The sequence below is a fragment of the Actinomadura geliboluensis genome (genome assembly GCF_005889745.1).
Lineage (GTDB): Bacteria > Actinomycetota > Actinomycetes > Streptosporangiales > Streptosporangiaceae > Spirillospora > Spirillospora geliboluensis.
Genome location: NZ_VCKZ01000014.1, coordinates 18,522 through 40,282, shown reverse-complemented (window position 1 = coordinate 40,282; position 21,761 = coordinate 18,522). Strand labels below are relative to the sequence as shown.

Genomic DNA, 21,761 nt, shown 5'->3' with positions numbered 1-21,761 from the left:
ATGACGAACGGTCCCGACGTCCACCTGCTCGGGGTAGGCACGGCGCTCCCCGGCCCGCCGGTCGACAACGCCGCCCTCACCCGCCGGTTCGGCATGCCGCCGGTCTGGGAGCAGTGGATCGACTCCTTCATCGGCATCCGCACCCGTCACTTCGCCCTCGACCTCGACACCGGCGAGATCCGGCACACCCTCGCCGACCTCGGCGAGACGGCGGCGCTGCGGGCGCTGTCGGCGGCGCGGACGCGGCCGTCGCAGATCGACCTGATGGTGCTCGGCACGTCGTCGCCGGACCGGCTGATGCCGGGCACCGTCAACGTCGTCGCCGACCGGCTCGGCATCGACCAGATCCCCACCTACCAGCTGCAGTCCGGGTGCAGCGGTGCCGTCCAGGCGCTGGAGCTGGCCCGGCGGCTGCTCGGCACCGGCGCGTACCGCACCGCGCTGGTGCTGGGCGCCGACACCTGCGCCAAGCACATGGACCTCACCGTGGACGCGGCCGCGCTGCCGCACGCCGAGCAGGTCAACGGCGTGCTGTTCGGCGACGGGGCGGGCGCGGCGGTGCTGTCCACCGAACCCGGCCCCGGCTCGGCCGTGCTGCGCCACACGATGGTCCGGCTGACCGGCCTCAACCGGGAGCCCGGACAGATCGTGGAGTGGTTCGGGCGCGGCGACCGGGACTCCGGCCGGCAGCCGCTCAGCGAGGACTACAAGGCGATCGAGGAGTCCGTGCCGAAGATGGCCGTGGAGATCCTCGAAGAGATCCTGGAGGAGCTCGGCTGGGCGGAGACCGACGTGGACCGGCTGCTGCCGCCGCAGCTCTCCGGCCGGATGACCGAGCGGATCGCGGCGGCGCTGGACCTGCCCGGCGCGGGCCAGGTGAACTGCGTCGCCGAGACCGGCAACACCGGCAACGCGCTGCCGTTCTTCCAGCTCGAACGGGTCCTGCCGCAGCTCGCGGAGGGCGACCGCGTCGTCGGCGTCGCGGTGGAGTCGAGCAAGTGGATCAAGGCGGGCTTCGCCCTGGAGAAGGCCGGATGACCGGAGAAGGCCGGCTGGACGGCGCCCCGCCGGCGCACGCGGAGCTGCTGCGCCTGCACCGCGACGGTCAGCTCGCGGACCGCTTCCCGGCGGCCGTCCGGCTGCTGGACGGCCTGTCCGACGAGGAGCTGGCCTCGGCGGGGCGGCTGCTGGCCCGGCTCGACCCGGCCGCGGTGGCGGGCGCCCACCCGGGGGTGCGGGCCGTCACCGTCGCGGTCACCGGGCACGGCACGCTCGCCGCGCTCGTCCCGGCGCTGACCGGGCAGCTCGCGCGGCACGGCCTGCTGATGCGGCCCCATGTGACCGAGTACGACGGGCACGTGTTCGCGCTCGGCGACCCGGAGAGCGAGCTGTACGCCGCCGACCCGGACCTGGTGGTGTGCGTGCTCGACGCCGACCTCGTCTTCGGGCGGCTGCACGTCCCGTGGCGGGTCGAGGACGTCGCCGAGGCCGCCGCCGGGCGGCTCGCCGAACTGCGCCGCCTCGCCGCCCGCTACCAGGAGACCGGCCGGGGGACGCTGGTGTTCAACACCGTCCCGCTGCCGCAGCGGTACCGGGCCCAGCTGGTCGACCACGCCTCCCGCGCCGGACTCGGCGTGCGCTGGCGCGAGTTCAACATCGGGCTGCTGCGGCTGGCCGAGGAGCACCCGTCCGTCGCCGTCGTGGACCTCGACCCGCTCGTGGCCGAGGGGCATCCCGCCGACGACGTCCGGCTGAGCCTGTACGCCAAGGCGCACCTGTCGGCCGAGCTGCTCGGCAGGTACGCCCGCGAGCTCGGGCACCTGGCCCGGCATCTGGCCGGCCGGACGAAGAAGTGCCTCGCCCTGGACCTCGACGACACCCTGTGGGGCGGCGTCCTCGGCGAGGACGGCCCGGAGGGCCTGGCGGTCTCCGAGGGCTACCGCGGCGAGGCGTTCACCGCCTTCCAGCGGGTGGTCAAGCAGCTCGGGTCGCAGGGCCCGCTCCTCGCGGCGGTCAGCAAGAACGACCCGGAACCGGTCCGCGCGATGCTCCGCGACCATCCGGGGATGACGCTGCGGGAGGACGACTTCGTCCGCGTCGCGGCGAGCTGGCGGCCCAAGCCCGAGGCGCTCACCGAGCTGGCCGCCGCACTCAACGTCGGCGCCGACTCCTTCGTCTTCGTGGACGACAGCCCCTACGAGCGCGGGCTCGTCCGGCACTCGCTGCCCGGCACCGCCGTCGTCGACATCGACGGCGAGCCCGCCCTCCACATGGAGCGGCTGCTGTACGACGGGTGGTTCGACGTCCTGGAGCTGACCGCCGAGGACCGCGCCCGCGCGGCCCGCTACCGCGCGGAGCTCGACCGCAAGGACTTCCTCGACACCTTCGACTCCATCGAGGACTACCTGCGCGAGCTCGGGGTGCGGGCGCGGCTGGAACGGATGCGGGACGAGGACGCCGCCCGCGTCGCGCAGCTGACCCTGCGCACCAACCAGTTCAACCTCACGACCCGGCGGCTGCAGCGGCCCGAGGTGCGGGCGTTCGCCGACGACCCGGACGCGCTCGTCCTCACCCTGCGCAGCGGCGACCGGTTCGGCGAGAACGGCCTGGTCGGCGCGCTGTTCCTGCGCCGGGACGGCGACGAGCTGCACATCGACAACTTCCTGCTGAGCTGCCGGGTGTTCGCCCGCGGCCTCGAACAGGCGTGCCTGGCGGCGGTGCTGCGGCACGCGCGCGCGACCGGCGCCCGCGCGGTCCTCGCCGGGTACCGGGAGAGCCCCCGGAACGCCAAGGTCGCCGACCTGTACCCGCGGTACGGCTTCGCGCCGGCCGTGGACGGGCCGTGGCCGCGGACCTTCCGGCACGACCTCGCCGAGATCGTCGGCGTGCCGGGGCATCTGGAGCTGACCGCGGACCTGGAAGCGGACCTGGAGGGGGACCCCCGTTGAACACCATCGACGACTTCATGCTCCTGGTGGAGGAGGAACTCGGCCTGCCCGTCACGGCGGAGGAGGCCGGGCGGCACTTCGACGAGCTGGCCGGCTGGGACTCGCTGCACATGCTGGCGCTGCTCGCCGCCGTGGAGCGGCGGACCGGGCGGCGGGTGCCGCTGCCCGAGATGCTGGAGGCCACCAGCCTGCGGGACGTGTACGCACTGGCGGTCGGCACATGACCACCGCGCCCGTGGCCCGCGAGCGGCGGCACACCCTGCACTTCCTGCGCGCCGTCCGTCCGGCCGCGCCGGTGTACCTCGACATCGAGGTGGACATGGGCGGCGTGCTGCGGCACCGCGAGACCGCCCGCAAGTACTCGCTGGTCGCGTACGTGCTGCGGACGGCGGGCCGCGTCCTGGCGAACCACCCGGAGGCCAACGCCGCGATCAGCGGCGGGCCCTGGCCGCGCGTCGCGCGCTACCCGTCGGTGACCGGGAAGCTGACCCTCGACCGGACGCTGAACGGCCACCGGGTCGTGCTCGCCGCGCTGCTGCCCGACCTCGACACCGCCGGCCTCGACCGGATCCAGGACGAGATCGACCGGATCCGGGACGCCGACCCCCGCACCGCGCCCGAGTTCGCGGGCGCGCGGCTGCTGCACCGGCTGCCGTGGCCCGCCGGGTCGCTGCTGTACCGCGCGGTGACCGGGCCGCTCGGCCGCCGCCCGGCGGTGTTCGGCACCGTCGCGGTCACCTCGCTGGGGCACCGGCCCGTGGACGCCTTCCACTCCTACGGCGGCACCGCCGTGACGCTGGGCGTCGGGCGGGTGGCGGACCGTCCGGTGGTCCGGGACGGGGCGGTCGCCGTCGCCCCGGTGATGCGGCTGAGCCTCACCTTCGACCACCGGGTGATCGACGGCGCGGAGGCCGCCGACGTGCTCGCCGAGATCAAGGACGGACTGGAGGCGGTCTCCCCATGAACGACGTCGCGGAACTGAAGCGGTTCGCGGTCGTCCACGCGCGCAGCGGGAACCTCCCGGGCTACCGGGAGGTGCTGGCGCGCATCGAGACCGACGACGGGGACGCCCCCGGCTCCTGGGTCGGCGAATGGTCGGCGGCGGCCGAGCGGCTGGGCGCCGAAGGGCGCGTGATGGACGCGTGCCGCGCCTACGCCATGGCCCGCTTCCCCTACGTGGACGGGCCCGCCCGGCAGCGGGCGCTGGAGCGCTGCACCGCCGCGTTCGAGCAGGCCAGGCCCGCCGGGGTGGAGCGGCTGGACGTCGAGACCGCCGGCGGCCTGGTGCGCTGCTGGACCGCCGGGCTGTCCGCCGACCGGCCGCGTCCCGTGCTGGTCATCATGGGCGGGATCGTCACCGTGAAGGAGCAGTGGGCGCCCGTGCTCGCCCGCGTCGGGCGGCTCGGCATGGCGGGCATCGTCACCGAGATGCCCGGCACCGGCGAGAACACGCTGCGGTACGACGCCAAGAGCCCGCGAATGCTGTCCGCGGTGCTGGACGCGGTGGCCGGCCGCGCCGACGCGTCCCGCGCCTACGCCATGACGCTGAGCTTCAGCGGGCACATGGCGCTGCGCGCGGCGCTGGACGACTCGCGGATCAGGGGCGTCATAACGACGGGCGCGCCGGTGCGGGAGTTCTTCACCGACACGGCCTGGCGGCCCCGCGTCCCGCGCATCACGATGGACACCCTCGCCCACATGGCGGGCGTACCGGCCGACGAACTCGGCGGCGAACTGGCCACGTTCGCGCTGAGCGACGCGGAGCTGGCCGAGCTGGCCGTCCCCGTCCGGTACGTGGCCAGCTCCCGGGACGAGATCATCCCGCCCGCCGAGGCTGCGCGGCTGCCCTCCCGTGTCCGCGACCTGCGCATGCTCGTGCACGACGACGTGCACGGCTCGCCCGCGCACACCGTCGAGACCCAGCTGTGGTGCCTGCGTGAGCTGGTCCGGATGAGCGGGGCCGGGCTTCCGCAGCGGGCCGTGTTCGACCTGCTGTGGCGGGCCGCCCGGCTGCGCGGCGCGCTCCCCGGCAACTGAACCCCGAACGCGAGCGGTTCTCGAACACGAAGGAGGGCGGCCCCACGGCGGGGCCGCCCTCCTTCGTGTTCCCGTTCAGTCTTCGATGAGCGTGAGCGCGCGTCCGGGGCACCACTTGACGGCGTACCGCACCTCGTCGGCCAGGTCGTCCCCAGGCCGCTCGTTCAGCAGCAGGACGCGGCCGTCCTCGTCGCTCTGGTCGAACACGGTGTCCTCGGTGAGCACGCACATGCCCGACCCGATGCACTTGTCCCGGTCGATGGCGATCCTCATGCCGGCCCCCTCCGCTACCAGGCGACCGGCAGCTCGTGGACGCCGTAGATGCTTGCGTCGTCCTTGAACTCCAGCTCCTCCAGCGGCTTCGCGAGGCGCAGGTCCGGGATGCGGGCGAACAGCGTGTTGAACACGATCTCCAGCTCCAGCCGCACGAGGTTCTGGCCGAGGCACTGGTGGATGCCGAAGCCGAACGCGACGTGGTGCCGGGCGCCGCGCTCCAGTGAGAGCTCGGCCGGGTCCGGAAACACCTCCGGGTCGCGGTTGGCGCCGCTGAGCAGCGCCACCACACCGTCGCCGGCGCGGATGACCTGGCCCGCGATCTCGATGTCGGCGGTGGCGACCCGCGACCCGCTGGCGATGTCGGCGATGCTCCAGTACCGCAGCAGCTCCTCCACGGCACGGGGCGTCACGCCCGGGTCGCGCTTGAGCAGCGCGAGCTGGTCGGGGTGCTGGAGCAGGGCGAGCGTGCCCAGCGAGATCATGCTCGCGCTGGTCTCGTGCCCGGCCATCAGCATCAGCATGGCCAGGCCGAGCATGTGCTCGTGGTCGTAGGCGTCCTGGTCGCGGTACTTCACCACCAGCCGGCCGATCAGGTCGTCGCCCGGGTCCCGCTCCTTGGACGTGACCAGCTCGTCCATGTACCCCATGAGTTCGAGGAACGCGGCGATGCGCTGCTCGGTGGTGAACGTGCGGTCCAGGATGACGTGGGTCTTGCCCTCGAAGAAGTCGTGGTCCTCGTAGGGGACGCCGAGCAGCCCGCAGATCATCAGGGACGGCACCGGCAGCGACAGCGCCTGGACGAGGTCCACCGGCGGGCCCTGCGCCAGCATCCGGTCGATCCGCTCGTCCACGATCCGCTGCACGACCGGCCGCATCGAGCGGAACCGGCGGACCGTGAACTCGTTGATCATCATGCGCCGGTGCAGGGTGTGCCGCGGCGGGTCCAGCCCGATCAGCGAGTTGTTGATCTTCCCGAGCAGGGCCAGCGCCTGCGGGTTCATCTCGACCAGGTGCGGGTAGCCGTCGGTGAGCCGGTCCACGCTGACCCGCGGGTCGTTGAGGATCCGCCGGACGTGCTCGTGCCCCTGGACGAGCCAGGCGGTCCGCCCGGTGGGCAGCGTGATCTTCTTGACCGGCTCCCGCGCCCGGTACTCGGCGTACCGGTCGGGCGGGTCCATCGGGCACCCCCGCGCCTCGGGGAAGGCGGGCGGCTCGGCCGGGGCCGGGGGCTCGGAGACGAGGCTCTCAGTCATGATCTCCCACTTCGTCGGGGCGCGGCGGGCCGGGTCAGACCGCGGCCGCGTACAGTTCCAGCTGGTCGTCGGCGGTGAGGATGGCGCGCTGCAGGTCCTGCAGGGCGCGGCACGGCTCCAGCCCCAGCTCCTCGTTCAGCGTCCGCCGGGCGACCTGGAAGACCTTGAGGGCCTCGGCCTGGCACTCCGAGCGGTAGAGCGCGAGCATGAGCTGCCGGTAGAACGCCTCCCGCAGCGGGTGCTCGGTGATCAGCGAGTAGAGCCGGCCGACGAGCTCCCGGTGCCGCCCGAGTTCGAGCTGGGCGTCGTTCAGCATCTCCAGGCACTCCATGCGGGCGTCGCTCATCCACGTCACGAAGCCGTCCACGATGGGGCCGCTGAGCAGCCCGCCGAGGACCGGTCCACGCCACAGCCCGAGCGCCTGCTCGAAGCACTCCGCCGCCTGCGGGTGCCGCCGGTCGCGGGCGTGCGAGCGGCCCTGGTTCATCAGCCGCAGGAACGCGTGGAAGTCGAGCTCGTCGGAGCCGACGCGCAGCACGTACCCCGGCGGATGGGTCACCACCGGGCTCCCCTCGCGGTCCGCGCGGTGCAGGAACTTGCGGATCTGGGAGATGTAGACGTGCAGGCCCGCGGTCGCCCGGCGCGGCGGCCGGTCCCCCCAGATCTCGCCGATCAGCTGGTCCAGCCCGACGATCTGGTCGGACCGGATGAGCAGGGCGGCCAGCACCGCCTCGATCTTGCGGGCGCTGATCGCGGACACGGCGCCGTCGGCGTCCACGACGCGCAGCGGGCCGAGCAGTTCGTACCTCATGAAGCGTTCTCCTCCACAAACCGGGTCGGCCGCCCGTCCGGCAGGACGGCGCGGACGGCGCCGACGACGGCGGCGCGCTGGGCATCCAGATAGAAGTGGCCGCCGGGGAAGACCCGCAGCTCGAACGGGCCGGTGGTGTGCTCCCGCCAGGCCGCCGCCTCCTCGGCGGTGGTCTGCGGGTCGGCGTCCCCGGTCAGCGCGGTGACCGGGCAGCCGAGCGGCGGGACCGGCGACCAGGCGTAGGTCTCGATCGCCCGGTAGTCGGCCCGCGTCACCGGCAGGATCGCGGCCAGCAGCTCCCGGTCGTCCAGGAACCGCTCGTCGGTGCCGCCGACCCGGCGCAGCTCGGCGACGAGGCCCGCGTCGTCGCGGGTGTGCACGTCGCCGCCGCGGGGACGGGACGGCGCGCGCCGCCCCGACGCGAACAGCCGCGCCGGCTCCCAGCCCGTCCGGTCCCGCAGCAGCAGCGCCGTCTCGTAGGCGACGACGGCGCCCATGCTGTGGCCGAAGAACGCGACCGGGCCGGTGGAGCCGCCGCCGAGCCACGGCTCCAGCGCCGCGGCGGCGCCGGCGGCGATCCGCCGGACGTCGGTCAGCGGCGGCTCGTGCCGGCGGTCCTGCCGCCCGGGGTACTGCACCGTCAGCACCTCGATCCCGGGCGCCAGGGTTTGCGAGAAGGGGTAGTAGTACGACGCGGACCCGCCCGCGTGCGGAAAGCACACCAGCCGGGCGCCGCTGTCCGAGCACGGGTGGAACCGCCGTATCCAGCGGTCGTCCACGGTCTCGGCTGCAGACATCGGGAGCCCTTTCATCGTGCCCATCGGCCTTTCTCGACCGAGCATAGGAATCGGTCGGCCGCGGCAAATACCCCTAGCTCTCCCCTATTCGGCGGGCCGCCCGCCCCTAGCCCTACTCGGCGATTTTTGTACGCATCGTCCAATGGAAGACCGCCGGTTTCGGGTCCGGCCCGGCGGCGGCCTGCTCCACCAGCTCGAAATGCTCGTAGCCGCCGCGCCGCATGATCTTGATCTTGCGGTCGCGGGGCGCGGCCCGGCGGATCCGGGCGTCGGCCGGAATGTCGGCCGGGCCGCCGATCAGCACCACGTCCATGGCGTTCTCCTGCTCGGGCATCTCAGTTTCCTTCCTCGACAAGACGGCGGGTCCAGATCTCAATGGTGAATGAGCGGGGCCCCGGCAAAAACCCGTAACCCGGCCCCTATCGCGGCGCGGTCCCCCCTAGCCGGACCCGTATCCCGGACCCCGATTGGCGCGGCTTTGGCGAGAATTCAGCGCGGCGGTGCGCAATAGGGGATCCGTTCCGCCCGAGAGGAGACCGGCAGGTGTCCCGCGAACGACGACGCACCCGGCCCCGGATGAGGTCCGTGCTCGCCGCCGCCATGCTCGAGATCGGCTACTGCTGCGGCATGGCGATGGGCTACCCGATCCCCTCCCCGCGGCGTCCCGGCGGGCCGCCCGAGCCGTTCGGGCCGCCCGGCTGGCACCCCGAGCGGGCGTGCGGCGACGCCCCGACCGACGTCGAGCGGCTGCTCTGGGACGACCTCGGCCTGCGGTGACGCCCGACCGGCCCGGCTGACCGGCCCGGCCGGTCAGCGGGCGCGCTTGAACGGCCTGCCGGGGCCGGTCCGGACCTGCCGGATCACCAGGTCGGCCAGGCGCCGGTACCCGGCCGCGTTCGGATGGAAGCTGCGCAGCTCGGCGGCCATGTCCAGCAGCTTGAACTTCAGCCCGTTGACGTAGGGGCGGGGCGTGCCGAGCTCGTGGCCGGCGAACGCGTCGAAGGCGTCCACGTACTCGACGCTCCCCTTCCGCCCGGCCGCCCGCAGGGCGCGGTCGGCGTCGGCGGCGCTCCGCCGCAGCACGGCGTCCAGCTCGCCGCCGCGCTCGTTCAGCCACCGCTGGTCGTCGCGGCCCATCGTCGCCACGTCGTCCTTCGGGGACGGGGCGAACATGCGCGGATACCCGACCACCAGCACGCGGGCGGAGGGCGCCCGCGCGGTGACGGCGGACAGCAGCGTCGGGAGCGTCCGGCGCAGCGTGGCGAGCCGGTCGGCGATCTGCCCGCCCTGGTGCCGGCAGCCGCCCATCAGGGGTTCGACCATGCACCGCGTCAGGACCTTGGTGAAGCCCACGTCGTTGCCGCCGACGCTGACCGTCACGAGGCTCGTCCCGGCGCCGACACGGCCGACCTGGGGCGGCCGGCCGTCCTTGCCGTGGAGCAGGTCGGGGACGGTCGCGCCGGAGCAGGCCCACAGCGACGTGCCGCCGGGGAACCGGAAGGACTTCGCCACCGTGTGGTAGAACGCCGCGCTGCTGCGGTGGCACCCGTCGTCGGGCACCGCGTCCGCCTCGGCGATCGCAAGGCCGACCCCGGCCGAGTAGGAGTCGCCCAGCGCGACGTAGGCGCCGGCCGTGGCGACGGACTCGGGGGCGACGGTCCGCATCGAGGGCCTGCCCGCCTCGGGCAGCGTGTCCAGTGCGACGGCCGCCGCCACGACGGCGGCCAGCACCGCCAGGGCCGAGCCGATCGTTCCCGGTCTCCTTCTTGGCACGGGGGATCGCTCCTTCTGGGTGGCCTCCGGTCCGCCGCCTCAAGTCCACCCGCGCGGCCGGGCCCGGGGAAGCCGCCAAGGAGGGGCGCGCGCAGCACCGAAAGTGGGGCCCGGCGGGACTTTCGTCGTACGCGGCGGGTCAGCAGATGCTCGTGCCGCCGTCCACCCGGATCACGGCCCCGGTGAGGAAGGCGGCCTCCGGGCGGGCGGCGTTGACGATCCACCAGGCGATCTCCTCCGGGGTGCCGAGCCGCCCGAGCGGGATGGTGTTGCCGCTCCGCCGCCGCTCGATCTGCTCCTCGGAGAAGCCCGCGTGCAGCAGCACGGGCGTGTCGGTCGGGCCCGGCGCCACCGACGCCACCCTGATCCCCGCGGCGGCGAGCTCGCGCGCCCAGGTGTGGGTGAGGAAGTCCAGCGCGACCTTGGTCGCGCCGTAGACGGAGTTGGCCGGCCAGCCGCGCATCGGCGGGTTGGAGGTGACGTTGACGACCGCGCCGCCGCGCGGCATGTGCGGGACGGCCCGCTGCGTCAGCATCAGCGGGCCGAGCAGGTTGGTGGCGAGCTGCGCCTCGGCGAGGCCGCGGTCGATCTCGCCGAGCGGGGCGGGCCGGGTGATCGCCGCGTTGTTCACCAGCACGTCGAGGCGGCCGGAGTCGCGCACCGCCGCCGCGACGATCGCGGCGGGCGCGTCCGGCGCGGCGACGTCGGCGGCCAGCACCCGGATCCCCGTCCGGCCCGCGGCGGTCTCCTTCAACCGCGCCTCGGTGCGGCCCACCACCAGGACGTCGGCGCCCTCGGCGGCGAACATCCGGGCGGCGGCCCGGCCGATGCCGGTACCGCCGCCGGTCACCACGACCGTCCGTCCCGCCAGCGCCTCCCCCGGCAGGGCCCGGCTCACGTGCGGGCGGCCGCGGGCAGCGAGTCCGCGGAGACGATCGACGGCACCGGGTGCATCACGATGAACTTGCCGCCCTTCTCCAGGAAGGCCCGCTCCTTGTGGAGGATCTCCTCGGCGTAGTTCCAGGCCAGCAGGAGGAAGTGGGTCGGCGGGTGCTCCTCGGCGTACTCCGGCGGACGCACCGGGATGTGGCTGCCGGGCAGCACCTTGCCCTGCTTCAGGTCCGTGGTGTCGATGCAGTACTCCAGGTCGCCGGGGCCGAGCCCGCAGACCGAGAGCAGCGTGTTGCCCTTGGCGGGCGCCCCGTACCCGGCGATCCGGCCGCCGCCGAGCCGCAGCCCCCGCACCAGCGCGGTCAGCGACTCCACGACGCCCTCGGTCCGAGCGGCGAAGGCGCGGTAGGCGGCGTCGTCGTACAGCCCCTGCCGCTCCTCCAGCGCGATCAGCTCCTTGACCGCGGGACGCGGCTGCCACGGGCCGTCGGCGTGGCCGGCGAACACCAGGATCGAGCCGCCGTGCACCGAGATCCGCTCGATGTCGATCACGCGCAGGCCGTGCCGCTCGAACAGCGTCGCCAGCGTCCCGACCGCGTAGTACGAGAGGTGCTCGTGGTAGATGGTGTCGAACTCGGTGCGCTCCAGCATGTCGAGCGCGTACGGCACCTCGATGGCGAACACGCCCGCCGGCTCCAGCAGCCGCCGCACCCCGGCCGCGATGCCCGCCACGTCGTCGATGTGCGCGAACACGTGCCGGCCGAGGATCAGCCGCGCCTCGCCGTACCGGTCGGCGATGTCCGCGGCGGTGTCCGCGGAGAAGAACTCCGGCAGCGTCTCGACGCCGCGCCCGGCGGCGACCTCGGCGAGGCTGCGCGCCGGGTCCACGCCGAGCGTCCGCATCCCGGCGTCCTGGAAGATCATGAGCTGGTCGCCGGTGTTGCTGCCGACCTCCACCACGAACGAGCCGGCGGGCATCTCCCAGCGCTCCCGGCACAGCTCGGCGACGAACCGCATGTGCCGCCCCATCGTGTCGGACGTGGACGTGACGTAGGAGTAGTCGCGGTACAGCACCTCCGGGTCCACGACGTGCGTCAGCGTCATCAGCCGGCACGACCGGCAGGAGATCACGTCGAGCGGGAACCGCGGCTCGCCGTCGTAGGAGTCCGCCGGGTCGAGGTAGCCGTTGGCCAGGGGCACCGGGCCGAAGGAGACGACCTCCTGCCAGTCGGACCCTCCGCACACCCGGCACTCGGTGACCCGCCGCGCACTGTCGCTCGCACTCATCTCCGGACCTCTCCAGTGTCTTCGGCCGCCGCTTGTTCGGCGTGCCGGAACCGTAAGCGGCGCCGGTTTGCTGCCGGCTGCGCGCTCCTAAAGCCGCAGTTCGGCGGGGCGCTTTAAGCGGCCTTCAGTACGGCTCGCCAGGCTCTGCCCCGTCCAGAGCGCCGAACCGGAAACGAGCTCCCCAGGCCCATGGAGATCATCGGGCGCGGCTTTTTCGCGCGGAACCTGCAGCCGATCGCGTCGGCGCACCCCGGAGTGACCGTGCTGGCCGCCGGCGTGGCCCGGACCAGGACGGCGGCGGAGGCGGAGTACCGCCGCGAAGCCCGGCTGGTGCACCGGACCCTGGCGGACTGCGCGCGGCGGGGCCGGACGCTGGTCTTCCTCTCCACCGCCTCGGCGAGCCTCTACGGCGGCGACGGCGTACCGGGGCGGGAGGACGCCGTGCCGCCCGCCCCCGAGCCGTTCGGCCGGCACAAGCTCGGGCTGGAGGACGCGGTGCGGGAGTCGGGCGTGCGGCACCTCGTCCTGCGGATGGCGCACGCCGTCGGCCCGCACCAGACCGGGCAGCTGCTGATCGGGCTGCTCGGCGCGCTCCGCGCGGGCGAGGTCACGGTGTACCGCGGCTCCCGCCGCGACCTCATCGACATCGCGGACGCCGTGGCGATCATCGACGCGCTGCTGCGCGCGGGCGTCGCCGGGGAGACCGTCAACGTCGCCTCCGGGCACGCCGCCGCCATCGAGGACATCGTCGACCGCCTGGAGCACCACCTGCGGCACCGCGAGGCGGCCGCCCCGGCCCGCCGGCGCTGGGTGGACGCGGCGTCGGTGCAGGCGGTCAGCACCGCCAAGCTGCTGCGGCTGGTCCCCGCCGCGGGACGCATGGGCTTCGGGCCCGACTACCACCGCGCCGTCATCGACCGGCACATCGGCACCCTCCTGCGGGCCGCCGCGCCGCCGCCCCCGGGGCCCGTCGAGGGCCTCGCCGCCACCCGTCCCCCGGCTTGAGAGGTCCACCATGCGCGTCCTGTTCGTCCCGCTGGCCGGGGCCACCCACTACTTCCCGCAGGTGGTGCTGGCGTGGGCGTTCCGCGCGGCCGGGCACGACGTGCGGGTGGCCGCCCAGCCGTCCGTCGCCGGGGTGGTGGCGCGGTCGGGGATGGTCGCCGTCGAGGTCGGCGGCTCCTACGACTTCGGCGGCCACGCCACCGACCTGATGGAGGTGGTGCGCCGGCACCTGGGCCGCCTTCCGGCGAGCATCGAGGAGGCCCGGCGGGTCGCCGCGACGCTGCCGCCCGAGGTGCTGCGCGAGGTGGACGAGGCACGGTACCTGCCGCACGTGCGGGCGGCCGAGGCCATGGCCGCCGAACTGCTCGACCTCGCCCGGCACTGGACGCCCGACCTGGTCGTCGCCGACCACGCCGCGCTCACCGCGCCGCTGGTCGCCGAGACCGTCGGGGCGCCGCTCGTCCGCTGCCTGTACGGGCCGTGGACCGGATCGCAGGTCCCCTATCCCGGCCGCAACATGCCCGTGGCGGACTGGCCGGACGTGGTGCGCTCACTGTTCGACCGGTTCGGGGTCGAGATCCGCGAGGACTACACGGCCCGGACGGTCGACCCGTGCCCGGACAGCATGCAGGTGCCCGGCATCCCGCGCCGCGTCCCGATGCGCTACGTCCCCTACAACGACAGCGGCGTCCTGCCCGGCTGGCTGACCAGGCCGCCCGAGCGGAGGCGGGTGTGCGTCACACTCGGCACGCTCAGCGAGAAGACGGTCCCGGGCTCGACACAGACCCTCGTCCAGCGCATCCTTTCCGCGCTGGACGGGTTCGACGTGGAGATCCTCATCGCGGTGCGCAGCGGCGCGGGCGGCCGGCTCGGCGACCTGCCGGGCAACGCCCGCGTGGTCACCGACATGCCGCTCGACCTGCTGCTGCCCGGCTGCGCCGCGATCGTCCACCACGGCGGGGCGGGCAACGTGATGACCGCCGCCTGGCACGCGGTCCCGCAGGTCGCCGTGACCCAGGTGCCCGACAACACCTTCGAGGCGGAGCGGATGGCGGGCACCGGGGCGGGCGTCGCGCTGCGCGCGGACCGCGCCGGAGTCGACGACATCGCCGCCGCCGCCGCGTCCGTCCTGGCGGCGGACGGGCACCGCGCCGCCGCGGACCGGCTGCGCGCCGAGATCCGCGCGCTGCCCTCGCCCGCCGAGGTCGTCGCGGCCCTGCGGGAACCGATCTGCTGACCCCACCGGAAGCGAGAGACACCATGCGCGTCCTGTTCACCCCGCTCGCCCCCACCCACTACTTCCACATGGTCCCGCTCGCCTGGGCGTTCCGCGCGGCCGGGCACGAGGTCCGGGTCGCCGTCCAGCCGGCCACCGCGGACGCCGTCACCGGCTCCGGCATGATCGCGGTCCCGGTCGGCGGCGGGTACGACTTCGCCGCCAACGCGACCGCGTCCCAGCGCCGGATCGAGGAGCGGATCGGCCGCATGCCGCGCGGCATCGACGCCGGGGAGGAGACCGGCCTCTCGCCGGACGACCTGACCTGGGTGAACATCGAGCGGTTCGGCGTGCTCATCGACACCGCGCGGGACGTGGCGGACGACCTGGCCGCGTTCGCCGCCTGGTGGCGGCCCGACCTTGTGGTGTCCGACCCGCTCGCGCTGGCGGCGCCGCTGGCGTCCGAGCCGGTGGGCGCGCCGCTGCTGCACCACCTGTGGGGGTTCGGCGCGCCCGGCGCCGGGGTGCCGCCGGAGATCTGGCCGCCGCACCTGCGGGAGCTGTTCGAGCGGCACGGCGTCGAGCCGCGGGCCCGCTACGCGGCGCACCACGTGGACCCGTTTCCGGGCAGCCTCCAGGCGCCCGAGGTGACCGACCGGATCCCGGTGCGCGCGGTGCCGTACAACGGCGCCGGCACCGTCCCCGAGTGGCTGCGCCGCCCGGCGGACCGGCGGCGGATCGCGGTGACGACGGGCACGGTCGTGACCGGCGTCCGGGACGGCGGCGGCCTGCTCGACCGGGACCTGCTCGACGCGCTCGCCGAACTGGACGCCGAGGTCGTCGTCACCGTGCGGGAAAGGGACCGCGAACTGCTCGGCGAGCCGCCCGCCGGAGTGCGGGTGGTGGCGCAGCTGCCGCTGCACCTGCTGCTGCCGACCTGCTCCGCGATCCTGCACCACGGCGGCGCCGGCACCGTCCTGGCCTCGCTGTACGCAGGCGTGCCGCAGCTGCTGCATCCCGAGCCGGAGGACTACCCGATGGCGCGCGCGCTCGCCGGCGCGGGCGCGGCGGCGCTGCTGCCGGAGACCTGCACCGCCGCCGACGCCGTGACCGCGCTGTCCGCGCTGCTCGGTTCGGACGGCCCGCGCGCGGCGGCGGACAAGCTGCGCGCGGAGATCCACGAGCAGCCCTCGCCCGCCGAGGTCGCGGCGTCCCTCGACGAGCTCGCCGGCTGACGGGAGGCGACCATGCGCGTCCTGTTCGTCCCCTTCCTGATGGCGAGCCACTACCTGCACCAGGTGCCGCTGGCCTGGGCGCTGCGGGCGGCCGGGCACGAGGTCCGGATCGCCACCGGGCAGCCGCAGGTCGCCGACGCGGTCCTGCGGTCGGGCCTGACCGCCGTCCCGGTGGGCGGCGACTACGACCTGATCAGCGAGATGTCCGCCGTGACCCGGGACCAGCCGGTGGAGCGGATGGCGCCCGGCGAGTTCCGCCGCCGCAACCGGGAGGGCCTGGAGCGCTACGCCCGGGCCGTCGCGGAGCTGACCGGCGACCTCGCCGGGTTCGCCCGGCGGTGGCGGCCCGACCTGGTGGTGGCCGACCCGATGGCGACCTTCGCGCCGCTGGTGAGCGAGCCGCTGGGCGTCCCGCTGGTGCGGAACCTGTTCGGGCCCGACCTCACGCGGCGACTCGGCTTCCCCGGCGGCGGCGCCCCGGTCGACGGCGACGTCCGCGAGGCGTGGCCCGCCCCGCTGGTCCGGCTGTTCGACGCCCACGGCGTCGAGCCGCGCGCCGACTTCGCCGTCCGCACCGTCGACTCCTGCCCCGGCGCGCTGCAACTCCCCGGCGTGCCGAACCGGCTCCCGATGCGGTACGTGCCCTACAACGGCCCCGGCGAGGAGCCCGCGTGGCTGCGCCGCCCGCGCGGGCGCCCCCGGGTGTGCCTGACCTGGGGGACGGTCAACGCGTCGCTGCGCGGCGAGGCCGGCTTCGAGGCGCCGGGCATCCTCGCCGCGCTGGCCGCGCTGGACGTGGAGGTCGTCGCCGCGCTCAGCGCCACCGACCGGGCGCGGCTCGGCGAGCCGCCGCCCGGCGTGCGGGTGGCCGAGCAGCTCCCGCTGCACCTGCTGCTGCCGACCTGCGACGCGATCTTCCACCACGGCGGCGGCGGGGCCATGCTCACCGCCGCCGCGCTCGGCGTCCCGCAGGTCGTGTCGGCGCAGAGCACCGACCAGGCGCTCAACGCCGAGCAGATCGCCGGCGCGGGCGTCGGCATCGCGCTGCCGCCCCGCGCCGCCGAGCCCGAGGAGGTCAAGGCGGCAATGGCGGCCGTGCTGTTCGAGGACGAGACGCGCGCGCGTGCCGCCGCCCTGCGCGTCGACGTCCGGTCCCAGCCGTCCCCCGCGCAGGTCGCGGCGCGGCTCGAACGGCTGGTGGAGGACCCGCCGGAACGGCCGTACTGAAAGGAGGCAGAACCATGCGGGTGCTGTTCATCCCGTTATCGGTACCGACCCACTACTTCCACCAGGTGCAGACGGCCTGGGCGTTCCGGGCCGCCGGGCACGAGGTGCGGGTGGCGGGCGAGGCGCCCGTCCTCGACGCCGTCGCCCGGTCCGGCATGATCGCCGTCCCGGCGGGCGGCGGCTTCGACTCGGTCGCCGCCAACGCGCGCGGCGTCCGGCTCGGGACGCTGCCCGCCGCCGAGGCCGCCCGGCGCAACGAGGCGCGGCTCGACGAGTTCGCCCGCGCCGCCGGGGCGCTGGCCGCCGACCTGGTCGCCTTCGCCGAGGCGTGGCGGCCCGACCTGGTGGTGGCCGACCCGCTGGCCTCGATGGCGCCGGTGGTGGCCGGGCGGCTGGACGTCCCGCTGCTGCGCCACCTGTTCGGCCCCGACCTCACCCGGCACCTCGGATACCCCGGCAGCGGCGCGCCGGTCGACGGCGACCCGCGGGCCGGGTGGCCGCCGCGGCTGCTGGACATCTACGACCGGTACGGGGTGGAGCCGCGCGCGGACTTCGCGCTGCGCCACCTCGACCCCTGCCCCGAATCGGTGCAGGTCCCGGGCATGCCGAACCGGCTGCCGCTCCGGTACGTCCCCTACAACGGCCCCGGCGTCGCGCCCGACTGGCTGCGCACCTCAGCCGACCGTCCCCGGGTGTGCGTCACGTGGGGCACCACCACGACGACGCTGCACGGCGAGGACGGCTTCCTGGTGCCGAGCGTCCTACGCGCCCTGGCCTCCCTCGACGTCGAGGTCGTCGCGGCGCTCAGCGCGGCCGACCGGCGCCTGCTGCGGGACGTCCCGGACGGCGTGCGCGTGGTCGAGCAGGTCCCGCTGCACCTGTTCCTCGGGACCTGCGACGCGATCGTCCACCAGGGCGGCGCCGGCGCGATGCTCACCGCCGCCGCGCTGGGCGTCCCGCAGGCGATCGCCCCGCAGCACCCCGACCAGGTGCTGAACGCCGACAGTCTCGCCGCCACTGGGGCCGGGACCCTCCTGCCCGCGGCCGACCTGACCGCGGGCCCGGCGGCCGTCGAGAACGTCCGGGCGGCGGTCGCCGCACTGCTGTCCGGCGAGGCCGCGCGGACCGCCGCCGCCGGGCTGCGCGCGGAGATCCACGCGCAGCCGACCCCGGCCGCGGCCGTCCGCTCCATCGAGGAACTGATCCGGCCGGAGACCGCACGGACGCCGGCGCCGGCATGACGAGGAAAGGGCACACCATGAAGGCACTCGTACTCGCGGGCGGCACCGGGTCCCGGCTCCGCCCGTTCAGCCACAGCACCCCCAAGCAGCTCGTCCCCGTCGCGAACAAGCCCGTGCTGCTGCACGGGCTGGAGTCGCTGCGGGACGCGGGCATCACCGAGATCGGCGTCATCCACAACGCCGGGCACACCGCCATCCCCGCCGCGATCGGCGACGGCGCGTCGCTCGGGGTCCGGGTCACCTACATCCCGCAGGACGAGCCGCGCGGCCTCGCGCACTGCGTGCTGATCGCGCGGGACTTCCTCGGCGACGACGACTTCCTCATGTACCTCGGCGACAACGTGTTCGCCGACGGGCTCGGCGCGCCGGTCGCGCAGTTCCGGGACGAGTCCCCGGACGCGCAGCTCGTCCTGGTGAAGGTCGCCGACCCCACCGAGTACGGCGTGGCGGAGATCGCCACGGACGGCCGCGTGCTCGGGCTCCAGGAGAAGCCGTCCGAGCCGCGCAGCAACCTCGCGGTGACCGGCGCGTACTTCTTCACCCCGGCCATCCACGAGGCGGTCCGCGCGATCGCGCCGAGCTGGCGCAACGAGCTGGAGATCACCGACGCCGTGCAGTGGCTGGTGGAGCGCGACTTGAACGTGCGCGGGCACGTCTGCGCCGGGTACTGGAAGGACACCGGGAACGTCTCCGACCTGCTCGACTGCAACCGGGCGCTGCTGGAGAAGCTGCGGCCGGGCGTGCGCGGCCGGCTGGACCCGCTCACCCAGATCGGCGCCTCGGTGGTGGTCGAGGCCGGCGCCACCGTGATCGCGTCCCGGATCGACGGCCCGGCGATCATCGGCGGCGGCACCGCGATCGTCAACAGCTACATCGGCCCCTACACCGCCGTCGGGTCCGGCTGCCTGGTCGAGAACGCGGGCGTGGAGGACTCCATCCTGCTCGACCGCTCCTCGGTGCACGGCCTGCGCACGGTGAAGGGCTCGCTGATCGGCCGGGAGGCCGCGGTCAGCCTCGCCCGCCACGAGCTGCGCGTGCACCGGCTTATCGTGGGCGACGACAGCCGACTGGAGGTGCCCGCGTGAGGATCCTCGTCACCGGCGGAGCCGGCTTCATCGGATCGGCCTACGTCCGCGACCTGCTCGGCGGGCGGTACCCGGGCACGGACGGCTGGCGGGTCACCGTCCTGGACAGCCTCACCTACGCGGGCGACCGCCGGAACCTGCCGCCCGACGGCCCCCGGCTGGCCTTCGTGAAGGGCGACATCTGCGACGCGCCCCTGCTCGCGGACCTGCTGCCGGGGCACGACGCGGTCGTGCACTTCGCGGCGGAGTCGCACGTCGACCGCTCCGTGGCCGACGCGGCGCCGTTCGTCATGACCAACGTCGTCGGCACCCAGACGCTGCTGGAGGCGTGCCGCCGCGGCGGTGTCGAGCGGTTCGTGCACGTCTCCACGGACGAGGTGTACGGGTCGATCGAGACCGGGTCGTGGACCGAGGACCACCTCCTCGCCCCGAACTCCCCCTACTCGGCGTCCAAGGCCGCCGGCGACCTGTTCGCGCGGGCCTACTGGCGCACCCACGACCTCGCGGTCTCGGTGACCCGGTGCTGCAACAACTACGGCCCCTACCAGTACACGGAGAAGGTCATCCCGCTGTTCGTCACCACCCTGCTGGACGGCGGGTCGGTGCCGCTCTACGGGGACGGGCACAACGTCCGCGAGTGGCTGCACGTGGCCGACCACTGCCGGGCCGTCCACCTCGTCCTCACCCGGGGGCGGGCCGGGGAGATCTACAACATCGGCGGCGGCACGGAGCTGAGCAACCTGGAGCTGACCGGGCGGCTGCTCGACCTGTGCGGCGCGGGCTGGGACCGGGTGCGCCGGGTCGCCGACCGCAAGGCGCACGACGAGCGCTACTCCCTGGACGACGGCAAGATCCGCACCGAGCTGGGCTTCGCGCCGGAGGTGCCCTTCGCGGACGGGCTGGTCGCCGTCGTGGACTGGTACCGCGACAACCGCTGGTGGTGGGAGCCCGGCGCGGACGGCGCGGACGGCGCGGACGGCGCGGCGGGCGCGGCGCGGCCGCGGCCCATCGCCCGCCTCACCTGAACGGCGGACCGGCCACGAGCGACAGGCCCCGCCCCCTTGCCAGGGGACGGGGCCTGTCTTGCGGGGTCTCTTCCTTAGCGGGGTCTTCAGCGGGCGGCGGTCGCGGGCGCCATCGCCTCGCGGACGGCGGCGATGACGGTGTCCACCGCCTCGTCCGGCAGGTGCGGGCCCATCGGCAGGCTCAGCACCTGCTCCGCCAGCCGCTCGGCGATCGGGAAGGAGCCCGCCGCGTGCCCGAGGTCGGCGTACGCCGGCGACAGGTGCGCCGGGACCGGGTAGTGGATGATCGTCTCCACCCCGGCCGCCGCCAGCCGCTCGCGGAGCGCGTCCCGGCGCTCGGTCCGGACCACGAACAGGTGCCACGACGTGCTCGCCCACGGCTCGACGACCGGGAGCGCGAGCCCCGGCACCCCGGCCAGCCCGGCGAGGTACCGGCGGGCGACTTCGGCGCGGCGGGCGTTCCACTCGTCCAGCCGGGCGAGCTTCACCCGCAGCACCGCCGCCTGGATCTCGTCGAGCCGGGAGTTGGTCCCCTTGATCTCGTGGTGGTACTTCACGGCGCTGCCGTAGTTGCGCAGCAGCCGGATCCGGTCGGCCAGCGCGGCGTCGGAGGTGACCACCGCGCCGCCGTCCCCGAGCGCGCCGAGGTTCTTGCCGGGGTAGAAGCTGAACGTGGCGGCGTACGGCCCGGACCCGACCGGTTCGCCGCGGTGGCGGGCGCCGTGGGCCTGCGCGGCGTCCTCCACCACGAGCAGTCCGTGCCGGTCGGCGACCTCCGCGATGGCCCGCATGTCGGCGGGCTGCCCGTACAGGTGCACGGGCAGCACCGCCCTGGTCCGGCGGGTCACTGCCGCCTCGATCCGGGCGGGGTCGAGGTTGCAGGTCCGCTCGTCCGGCTCGACCGGCACCGGGCGCGCGCCCGCCGCCGTCACCGCGAGCAGCGTCGCGATGAACGTGTTGGACGGGACGATCACCTCGTCGCCCGGCCCGACCCCGTGCGCGCGCAGCGCCAGCGTGATCGCGTCGATGCCGGACCCGACGGCGACGCAGTGCCCCGCCGCGCAGTAGGCGGCGAACTCCGCCTCGAACGCGGCCAGTTCCTCACCGAGCAGGTACCAGCCCGAGGACACGACCCGGTGCACCGCCGCGTCGAGTTCGGCGCCGAGCTCGTCGTGGACGGCCCGCAGGTCCAGAAAGGGAACCCTCATCCCAGCCTCTCCGCGTCGCGCAGGAACTCGTCGTACCTGCGGTAGTAGTCCGCCTCGTCGTAGTGCGAGGAGGCGAGGACGAGCCCGACCGCGCCCGGCGAGAAGTTCTCCAGGTTCCGCCAGATCATCGGCCCGATGTAGAGGCCGCGGGTCGGGTCGTCCAGGTGGAAGCGCGTCCGGCGGCGGCCGTCGTCCACGGTGATGTCGAACTCGCCGTGCAGCGCCAGCAGGAGCTGTTCGAGCTCGCGGTGGGCGTGCGCGCCGCGCACCGTGCCGGTCGGCATGCCGTACAGGTAGTAGACGCGCTCGATGGCGAACCCGATGGTCTCGCCGGCCTCGACGGAGGCGAGCCCGCCGCGGTCGTCGACGAAGTCGGGCACCTTGACGATGCGGCACGGCGCGACCCGGCCGACGACGGTCTCACCAGCCCCTGCTTGCTGCATTAC

At 74.6% G+C, this 21,761-nt stretch carries 23 protein-coding genes; 13 read left to right on the top strand and 10 right to left on the bottom strand.

Translation table 11 applies throughout. The features are described 5' to 3' along the window. The 5 genes from ETD96_RS04105 to ETD96_RS04085 are packed head-to-tail and all read left to right on the top strand — an operon-like array spanning nt 1 to nt 4,985. Nucleotides 1–1,038 (top strand): 3-oxoacyl-ACP synthase III family protein, encoded by a 1,038-nt coding sequence (locus tag ETD96_RS04105; protein WP_138634262.1) that lies wholly within the window; start codon nt 1–3, stop codon nt 1,036–1,038. Continuing rightward, entirely contained in the window at nt 1,035–2,948 is a 1,914-nt protein-coding gene (locus ETD96_RS04100) for an HAD-IIIC family phosphatase (protein WP_138634259.1), read from the top strand. The genes ETD96_RS04105 and ETD96_RS04100 overlap by 4 nt, the downstream gene beginning before the upstream one ends. Beyond that, entirely contained in the window at nt 2,945–3,172 is a 228-nt protein-coding gene (locus tag ETD96_RS04095; protein WP_138634256.1) for an acyl carrier protein, read from the top strand. Before ETD96_RS04100 ends, ETD96_RS04095 begins: the two co-directional genes overlap by 4 nt. Next, nucleotides 3,169–3,912 (top strand): 2-oxo acid dehydrogenase subunit E2, encoded by a 744-nt coding sequence (locus ETD96_RS04090; protein WP_138634253.1) that lies wholly within the window; start codon nt 3,169–3,171, stop codon nt 3,910–3,912. Before ETD96_RS04095 ends, ETD96_RS04090 begins: the two co-directional genes overlap by 4 nt. After that, nucleotides 3,909–4,985 carry an alpha/beta hydrolase gene (locus ETD96_RS04085; RefSeq protein ID WP_138634249.1) on the top strand — a complete coding sequence of 359 codons (1,077 nt, stop codon included), beginning with the start codon at nt 3,909–3,911 and terminating at the stop codon, nt 4,983–4,985. The genes ETD96_RS04090 and ETD96_RS04085 overlap by 4 nt, the downstream gene beginning before the upstream one ends. 75 nt (nt 4,986–5,060) lie before the next feature. Here the strand turns inward: ETD96_RS04085 and ETD96_RS04080 are convergent, their stop codons facing one another. The 5 genes from ETD96_RS04080 to ETD96_RS04060 all read right to left on the bottom strand — a co-directional run bounded on the left by ETD96_RS04080 (nt 5,061) and on the right by ETD96_RS04060 (nt 8,456). Then, complete coding sequence (locus tag ETD96_RS04080; protein ID WP_138634246.1) at nt 5,061–5,258, bottom strand: ferredoxin; 198 nt, start codon at nt 5,256–5,258, stop codon at nt 5,061–5,063. Nucleotides 5,259–5,272: 14 nt separating this feature from the next. Then, the gene (locus ETD96_RS04075) at nt 5,273–6,514 is read right to left on the bottom strand and encodes a cytochrome P450 (RefSeq protein ID WP_138634243.1); all 1,242 of its coding nucleotides are present in this window, start codon (nt 6,512–6,514) and stop codon (nt 5,273–5,275) included. Between the two features lie 34 nt (nt 6,515–6,548). Next, nucleotides 6,549–7,325 (bottom strand): AfsR/SARP family transcriptional regulator, encoded by a 777-nt coding sequence (locus ETD96_RS04070; protein ID WP_138634240.1) that lies wholly within the window; start codon nt 7,323–7,325, stop codon nt 6,549–6,551. After that, a complete protein-coding gene (locus tag ETD96_RS04065; RefSeq protein WP_138634237.1) occupies nt 7,322–8,122 on the bottom strand; it encodes a thioesterase II family protein in 801 nt (266 codons plus the stop codon). Before ETD96_RS04065 ends, ETD96_RS04070 begins: the two co-directional genes overlap by 4 nt. Nucleotides 8,123–8,234: 112 nt before the next feature. Beyond that, nucleotides 8,235–8,456 (bottom strand): DUF5988 family protein, encoded by a 222-nt coding sequence (locus ETD96_RS04060; RefSeq protein WP_138634234.1) that lies wholly within the window; start codon nt 8,454–8,456, stop codon nt 8,235–8,237. Nucleotides 8,457–8,698: 242 nt separating this feature from the next. Between ETD96_RS04060 and ETD96_RS04055 the strand changes: the two genes are divergently transcribed. Continuing rightward, nucleotides 8,699–8,899 (top strand): DUF6059 family protein, encoded by a 201-nt coding sequence (locus ETD96_RS04055; RefSeq protein ID WP_138634231.1) that lies wholly within the window; start codon nt 8,699–8,701, stop codon nt 8,897–8,899. Nucleotides 8,900–8,932: 33 nt separating this feature from the next. Here ETD96_RS04055 and ETD96_RS04050 read toward each other — a convergent pair whose 3' ends face one another. The 3 genes from ETD96_RS04050 to ETD96_RS04040 all read right to left on the bottom strand — a co-directional run bounded on the left by ETD96_RS04050 (nt 8,933) and on the right by ETD96_RS04040 (nt 12,073). Next, a complete protein-coding gene (locus ETD96_RS04050) occupies nt 8,933–9,895 on the bottom strand; it encodes an SGNH/GDSL hydrolase family protein (protein ID WP_138634228.1) in 963 nt (320 codons plus the stop codon). A 139-nt stretch (nt 9,896–10,034) separates the two neighbouring features. Further along, nucleotides 10,035–10,793, bottom strand: a complete 759-nt coding sequence (locus ETD96_RS04045) for an SDR family NAD(P)-dependent oxidoreductase (RefSeq protein ID WP_240807186.1) — start codon at nt 10,791–10,793, stop codon at nt 10,035–10,037. Next, nucleotides 10,790–12,073: a class I SAM-dependent methyltransferase gene (locus ETD96_RS04040; protein ID WP_138634225.1), complete on the bottom strand. Its 1,284-nt coding sequence runs from the start codon at nt 12,071–12,073 to the stop codon at nt 10,790–10,792. Before ETD96_RS04040 ends, ETD96_RS04045 begins: the two co-directional genes overlap by 4 nt. A 189-nt stretch (nt 12,074–12,262) precedes the next feature. Between ETD96_RS04040 and ETD96_RS04035 the strand changes: the two genes are divergently transcribed. The 7 genes from ETD96_RS04035 to rfbB are packed head-to-tail and all read left to right on the top strand — an operon-like array spanning nt 12,263 to nt 20,107. Beyond that, the gene (locus ETD96_RS04035; RefSeq protein ID WP_138634222.1) at nt 12,263–13,078 is read left to right on the top strand and encodes an NAD-dependent epimerase/dehydratase family protein; all 816 of its coding nucleotides are present in this window, start codon (nt 12,263–12,265) and stop codon (nt 13,076–13,078) included. A 10-nt stretch (nt 13,079–13,088) separates the two neighbouring features. Further along, nucleotides 13,089–14,315 carry a nucleotide disphospho-sugar-binding domain-containing protein gene (locus ETD96_RS04030; RefSeq protein WP_138634218.1) on the top strand — a complete coding sequence of 409 codons (1,227 nt, stop codon included), beginning with the start codon at nt 13,089–13,091 and terminating at the stop codon, nt 14,313–14,315. Between the two features lie 23 nt (nt 14,316–14,338). Beyond that, complete coding sequence (locus ETD96_RS04025) at nt 14,339–15,529, top strand: nucleotide disphospho-sugar-binding domain-containing protein (RefSeq protein ID WP_171068845.1); 1,191 nt, start codon at nt 14,339–14,341, stop codon at nt 15,527–15,529. A gap of 12 nt (nt 15,530–15,541) precedes the next feature. Next, nucleotides 15,542–16,756: a nucleotide disphospho-sugar-binding domain-containing protein gene (locus ETD96_RS46415; protein ID WP_138634215.1), complete on the top strand. Its 1,215-nt coding sequence runs from the start codon at nt 15,542–15,544 to the stop codon at nt 16,754–16,756. A 14-nt stretch (nt 16,757–16,770) separates the two neighbouring features. After that, entirely contained in the window at nt 16,771–17,997 is a 1,227-nt protein-coding gene (locus tag ETD96_RS47450; protein WP_138634212.1) for a nucleotide disphospho-sugar-binding domain-containing protein, read from the top strand. 17 nt (nt 17,998–18,014) lie between these two features. After that, the gene (locus tag ETD96_RS04010; protein WP_138634209.1) at nt 18,015–19,082 is read left to right on the top strand and encodes a glucose-1-phosphate thymidylyltransferase; all 1,068 of its coding nucleotides are present in this window, start codon (nt 18,015–18,017) and stop codon (nt 19,080–19,082) included. Further along, complete coding sequence (rfbB, locus tag ETD96_RS04005) at nt 19,079–20,107, top strand: dTDP-glucose 4,6-dehydratase (protein ID WP_138634206.1); 1,029 nt, start codon at nt 19,079–19,081, stop codon at nt 20,105–20,107. The genes ETD96_RS04010 and rfbB overlap by 4 nt, the downstream gene beginning before the upstream one ends. Nucleotides 20,108–20,193: 86 nt before the next feature. Here the strand turns inward: rfbB and ETD96_RS04000 are convergent, their stop codons facing one another. Together ETD96_RS04000 and ETD96_RS03995 are read right to left on the bottom strand one after the other, a co-directional pair. Continuing rightward, the gene (locus tag ETD96_RS04000) at nt 20,194–21,315 is read right to left on the bottom strand and encodes a DegT/DnrJ/EryC1/StrS family aminotransferase (RefSeq protein ID WP_138634203.1); all 1,122 of its coding nucleotides are present in this window, start codon (nt 21,313–21,315) and stop codon (nt 20,194–20,196) included. Beyond that, nucleotides 21,312–21,758 (bottom strand): sugar 3,4-ketoisomerase, encoded by a 447-nt coding sequence (locus ETD96_RS03995; protein WP_138634200.1) that lies wholly within the window; start codon nt 21,756–21,758, stop codon nt 21,312–21,314. The genes ETD96_RS04000 and ETD96_RS03995 overlap by 4 nt, the downstream gene beginning before the upstream one ends. Nucleotides 21,759–21,761: the final 3 nt, after the last annotated feature.

Excerpts from the sequence above, each read along its gene's own strand:
- ETD96_RS04105 (WP_138634262.1), top strand. The coding sequence starts at position 1 with ATGACGAACGGTCCCGACGTCCACCTGCTCGGGGTAGGCACGGCGCTC.
- ETD96_RS04100 (WP_138634259.1), top strand. The coding sequence starts at position 1,035 with ATGACCGGAGAAGGCCGGCTGGACGGCGCCCCGCCGGCGCACGCGGAG.
- ETD96_RS04090 (WP_138634253.1), top strand. The coding sequence starts at position 3,169 with ATGACCACCGCGCCCGTGGCCCGCGAGCGGCGGCACACCCTGCACTTC.
- ETD96_RS04085 (WP_138634249.1), top strand. The coding sequence starts at position 3,909 with ATGAACGACGTCGCGGAACTGAAGCGGTTCGCGGTCGTCCACGCGCGC.
- ETD96_RS04080 (WP_138634246.1), bottom strand. The coding sequence starts at position 5,258 with ATGAGGATCGCCATCGACCGGGACAAGTGCATCGGGTCGGGCATGTGC.
- ETD96_RS04075 (WP_138634243.1), bottom strand. The coding sequence starts at position 6,514 with ATGACTGAGAGCCTCGTCTCCGAGCCCCCGGCCCCGGCCGAGCCGCCC.
- ETD96_RS04070 (WP_138634240.1), bottom strand. The coding sequence starts at position 7,325 with ATGAGGTACGAACTGCTCGGCCCGCTGCGCGTCGTGGACGCCGACGGC.
- ETD96_RS04065 (WP_138634237.1), bottom strand. The coding sequence starts at position 8,122 with ATGTCTGCAGCCGAGACCGTGGACGACCGCTGGATACGGCGGTTCCAC.
- ETD96_RS04060 (WP_138634234.1), bottom strand. The coding sequence starts at position 8,456 with ATGCCCGAGCAGGAGAACGCCATGGACGTGGTGCTGATCGGCGGCCCG.
- ETD96_RS04055 (WP_138634231.1), top strand. The coding sequence starts at position 8,699 with ATGAGGTCCGTGCTCGCCGCCGCCATGCTCGAGATCGGCTACTGCTGC.
- ETD96_RS04040 (WP_138634225.1), bottom strand. The coding sequence starts at position 12,073 with ATGAGTGCGAGCGACAGTGCGCGGCGGGTCACCGAGTGCCGGGTGTGC.
- ETD96_RS04035 (WP_138634222.1), top strand. The coding sequence starts at position 12,263 with ATGGAGATCATCGGGCGCGGCTTTTTCGCGCGGAACCTGCAGCCGATC.
- ETD96_RS04030 (WP_138634218.1), top strand. The coding sequence starts at position 13,089 with ATGCGCGTCCTGTTCGTCCCGCTGGCCGGGGCCACCCACTACTTCCCG.
- ETD96_RS04025 (WP_171068845.1), top strand. The coding sequence starts at position 14,339 with ATGCGCGTCCTGTTCACCCCGCTCGCCCCCACCCACTACTTCCACATG.
- ETD96_RS46415 (WP_138634215.1), top strand. The coding sequence starts at position 15,542 with ATGCGCGTCCTGTTCGTCCCCTTCCTGATGGCGAGCCACTACCTGCAC.
- ETD96_RS47450 (WP_138634212.1), top strand. The coding sequence starts at position 16,771 with ATGCGGGTGCTGTTCATCCCGTTATCGGTACCGACCCACTACTTCCAC.
- ETD96_RS04010 (WP_138634209.1), top strand. The coding sequence starts at position 18,015 with ATGAAGGCACTCGTACTCGCGGGCGGCACCGGGTCCCGGCTCCGCCCG.
- ETD96_RS04000 (WP_138634203.1), bottom strand. The coding sequence starts at position 21,315 with ATGAGGGTTCCCTTTCTGGACCTGCGGGCCGTCCACGACGAGCTCGGC.
- ETD96_RS03995 (WP_138634200.1), bottom strand. The coding sequence starts at position 21,758 with ATGCAGCAAGCAGGGGCTGGTGAGACCGTCGTCGGCCGGGTCGCGCCG.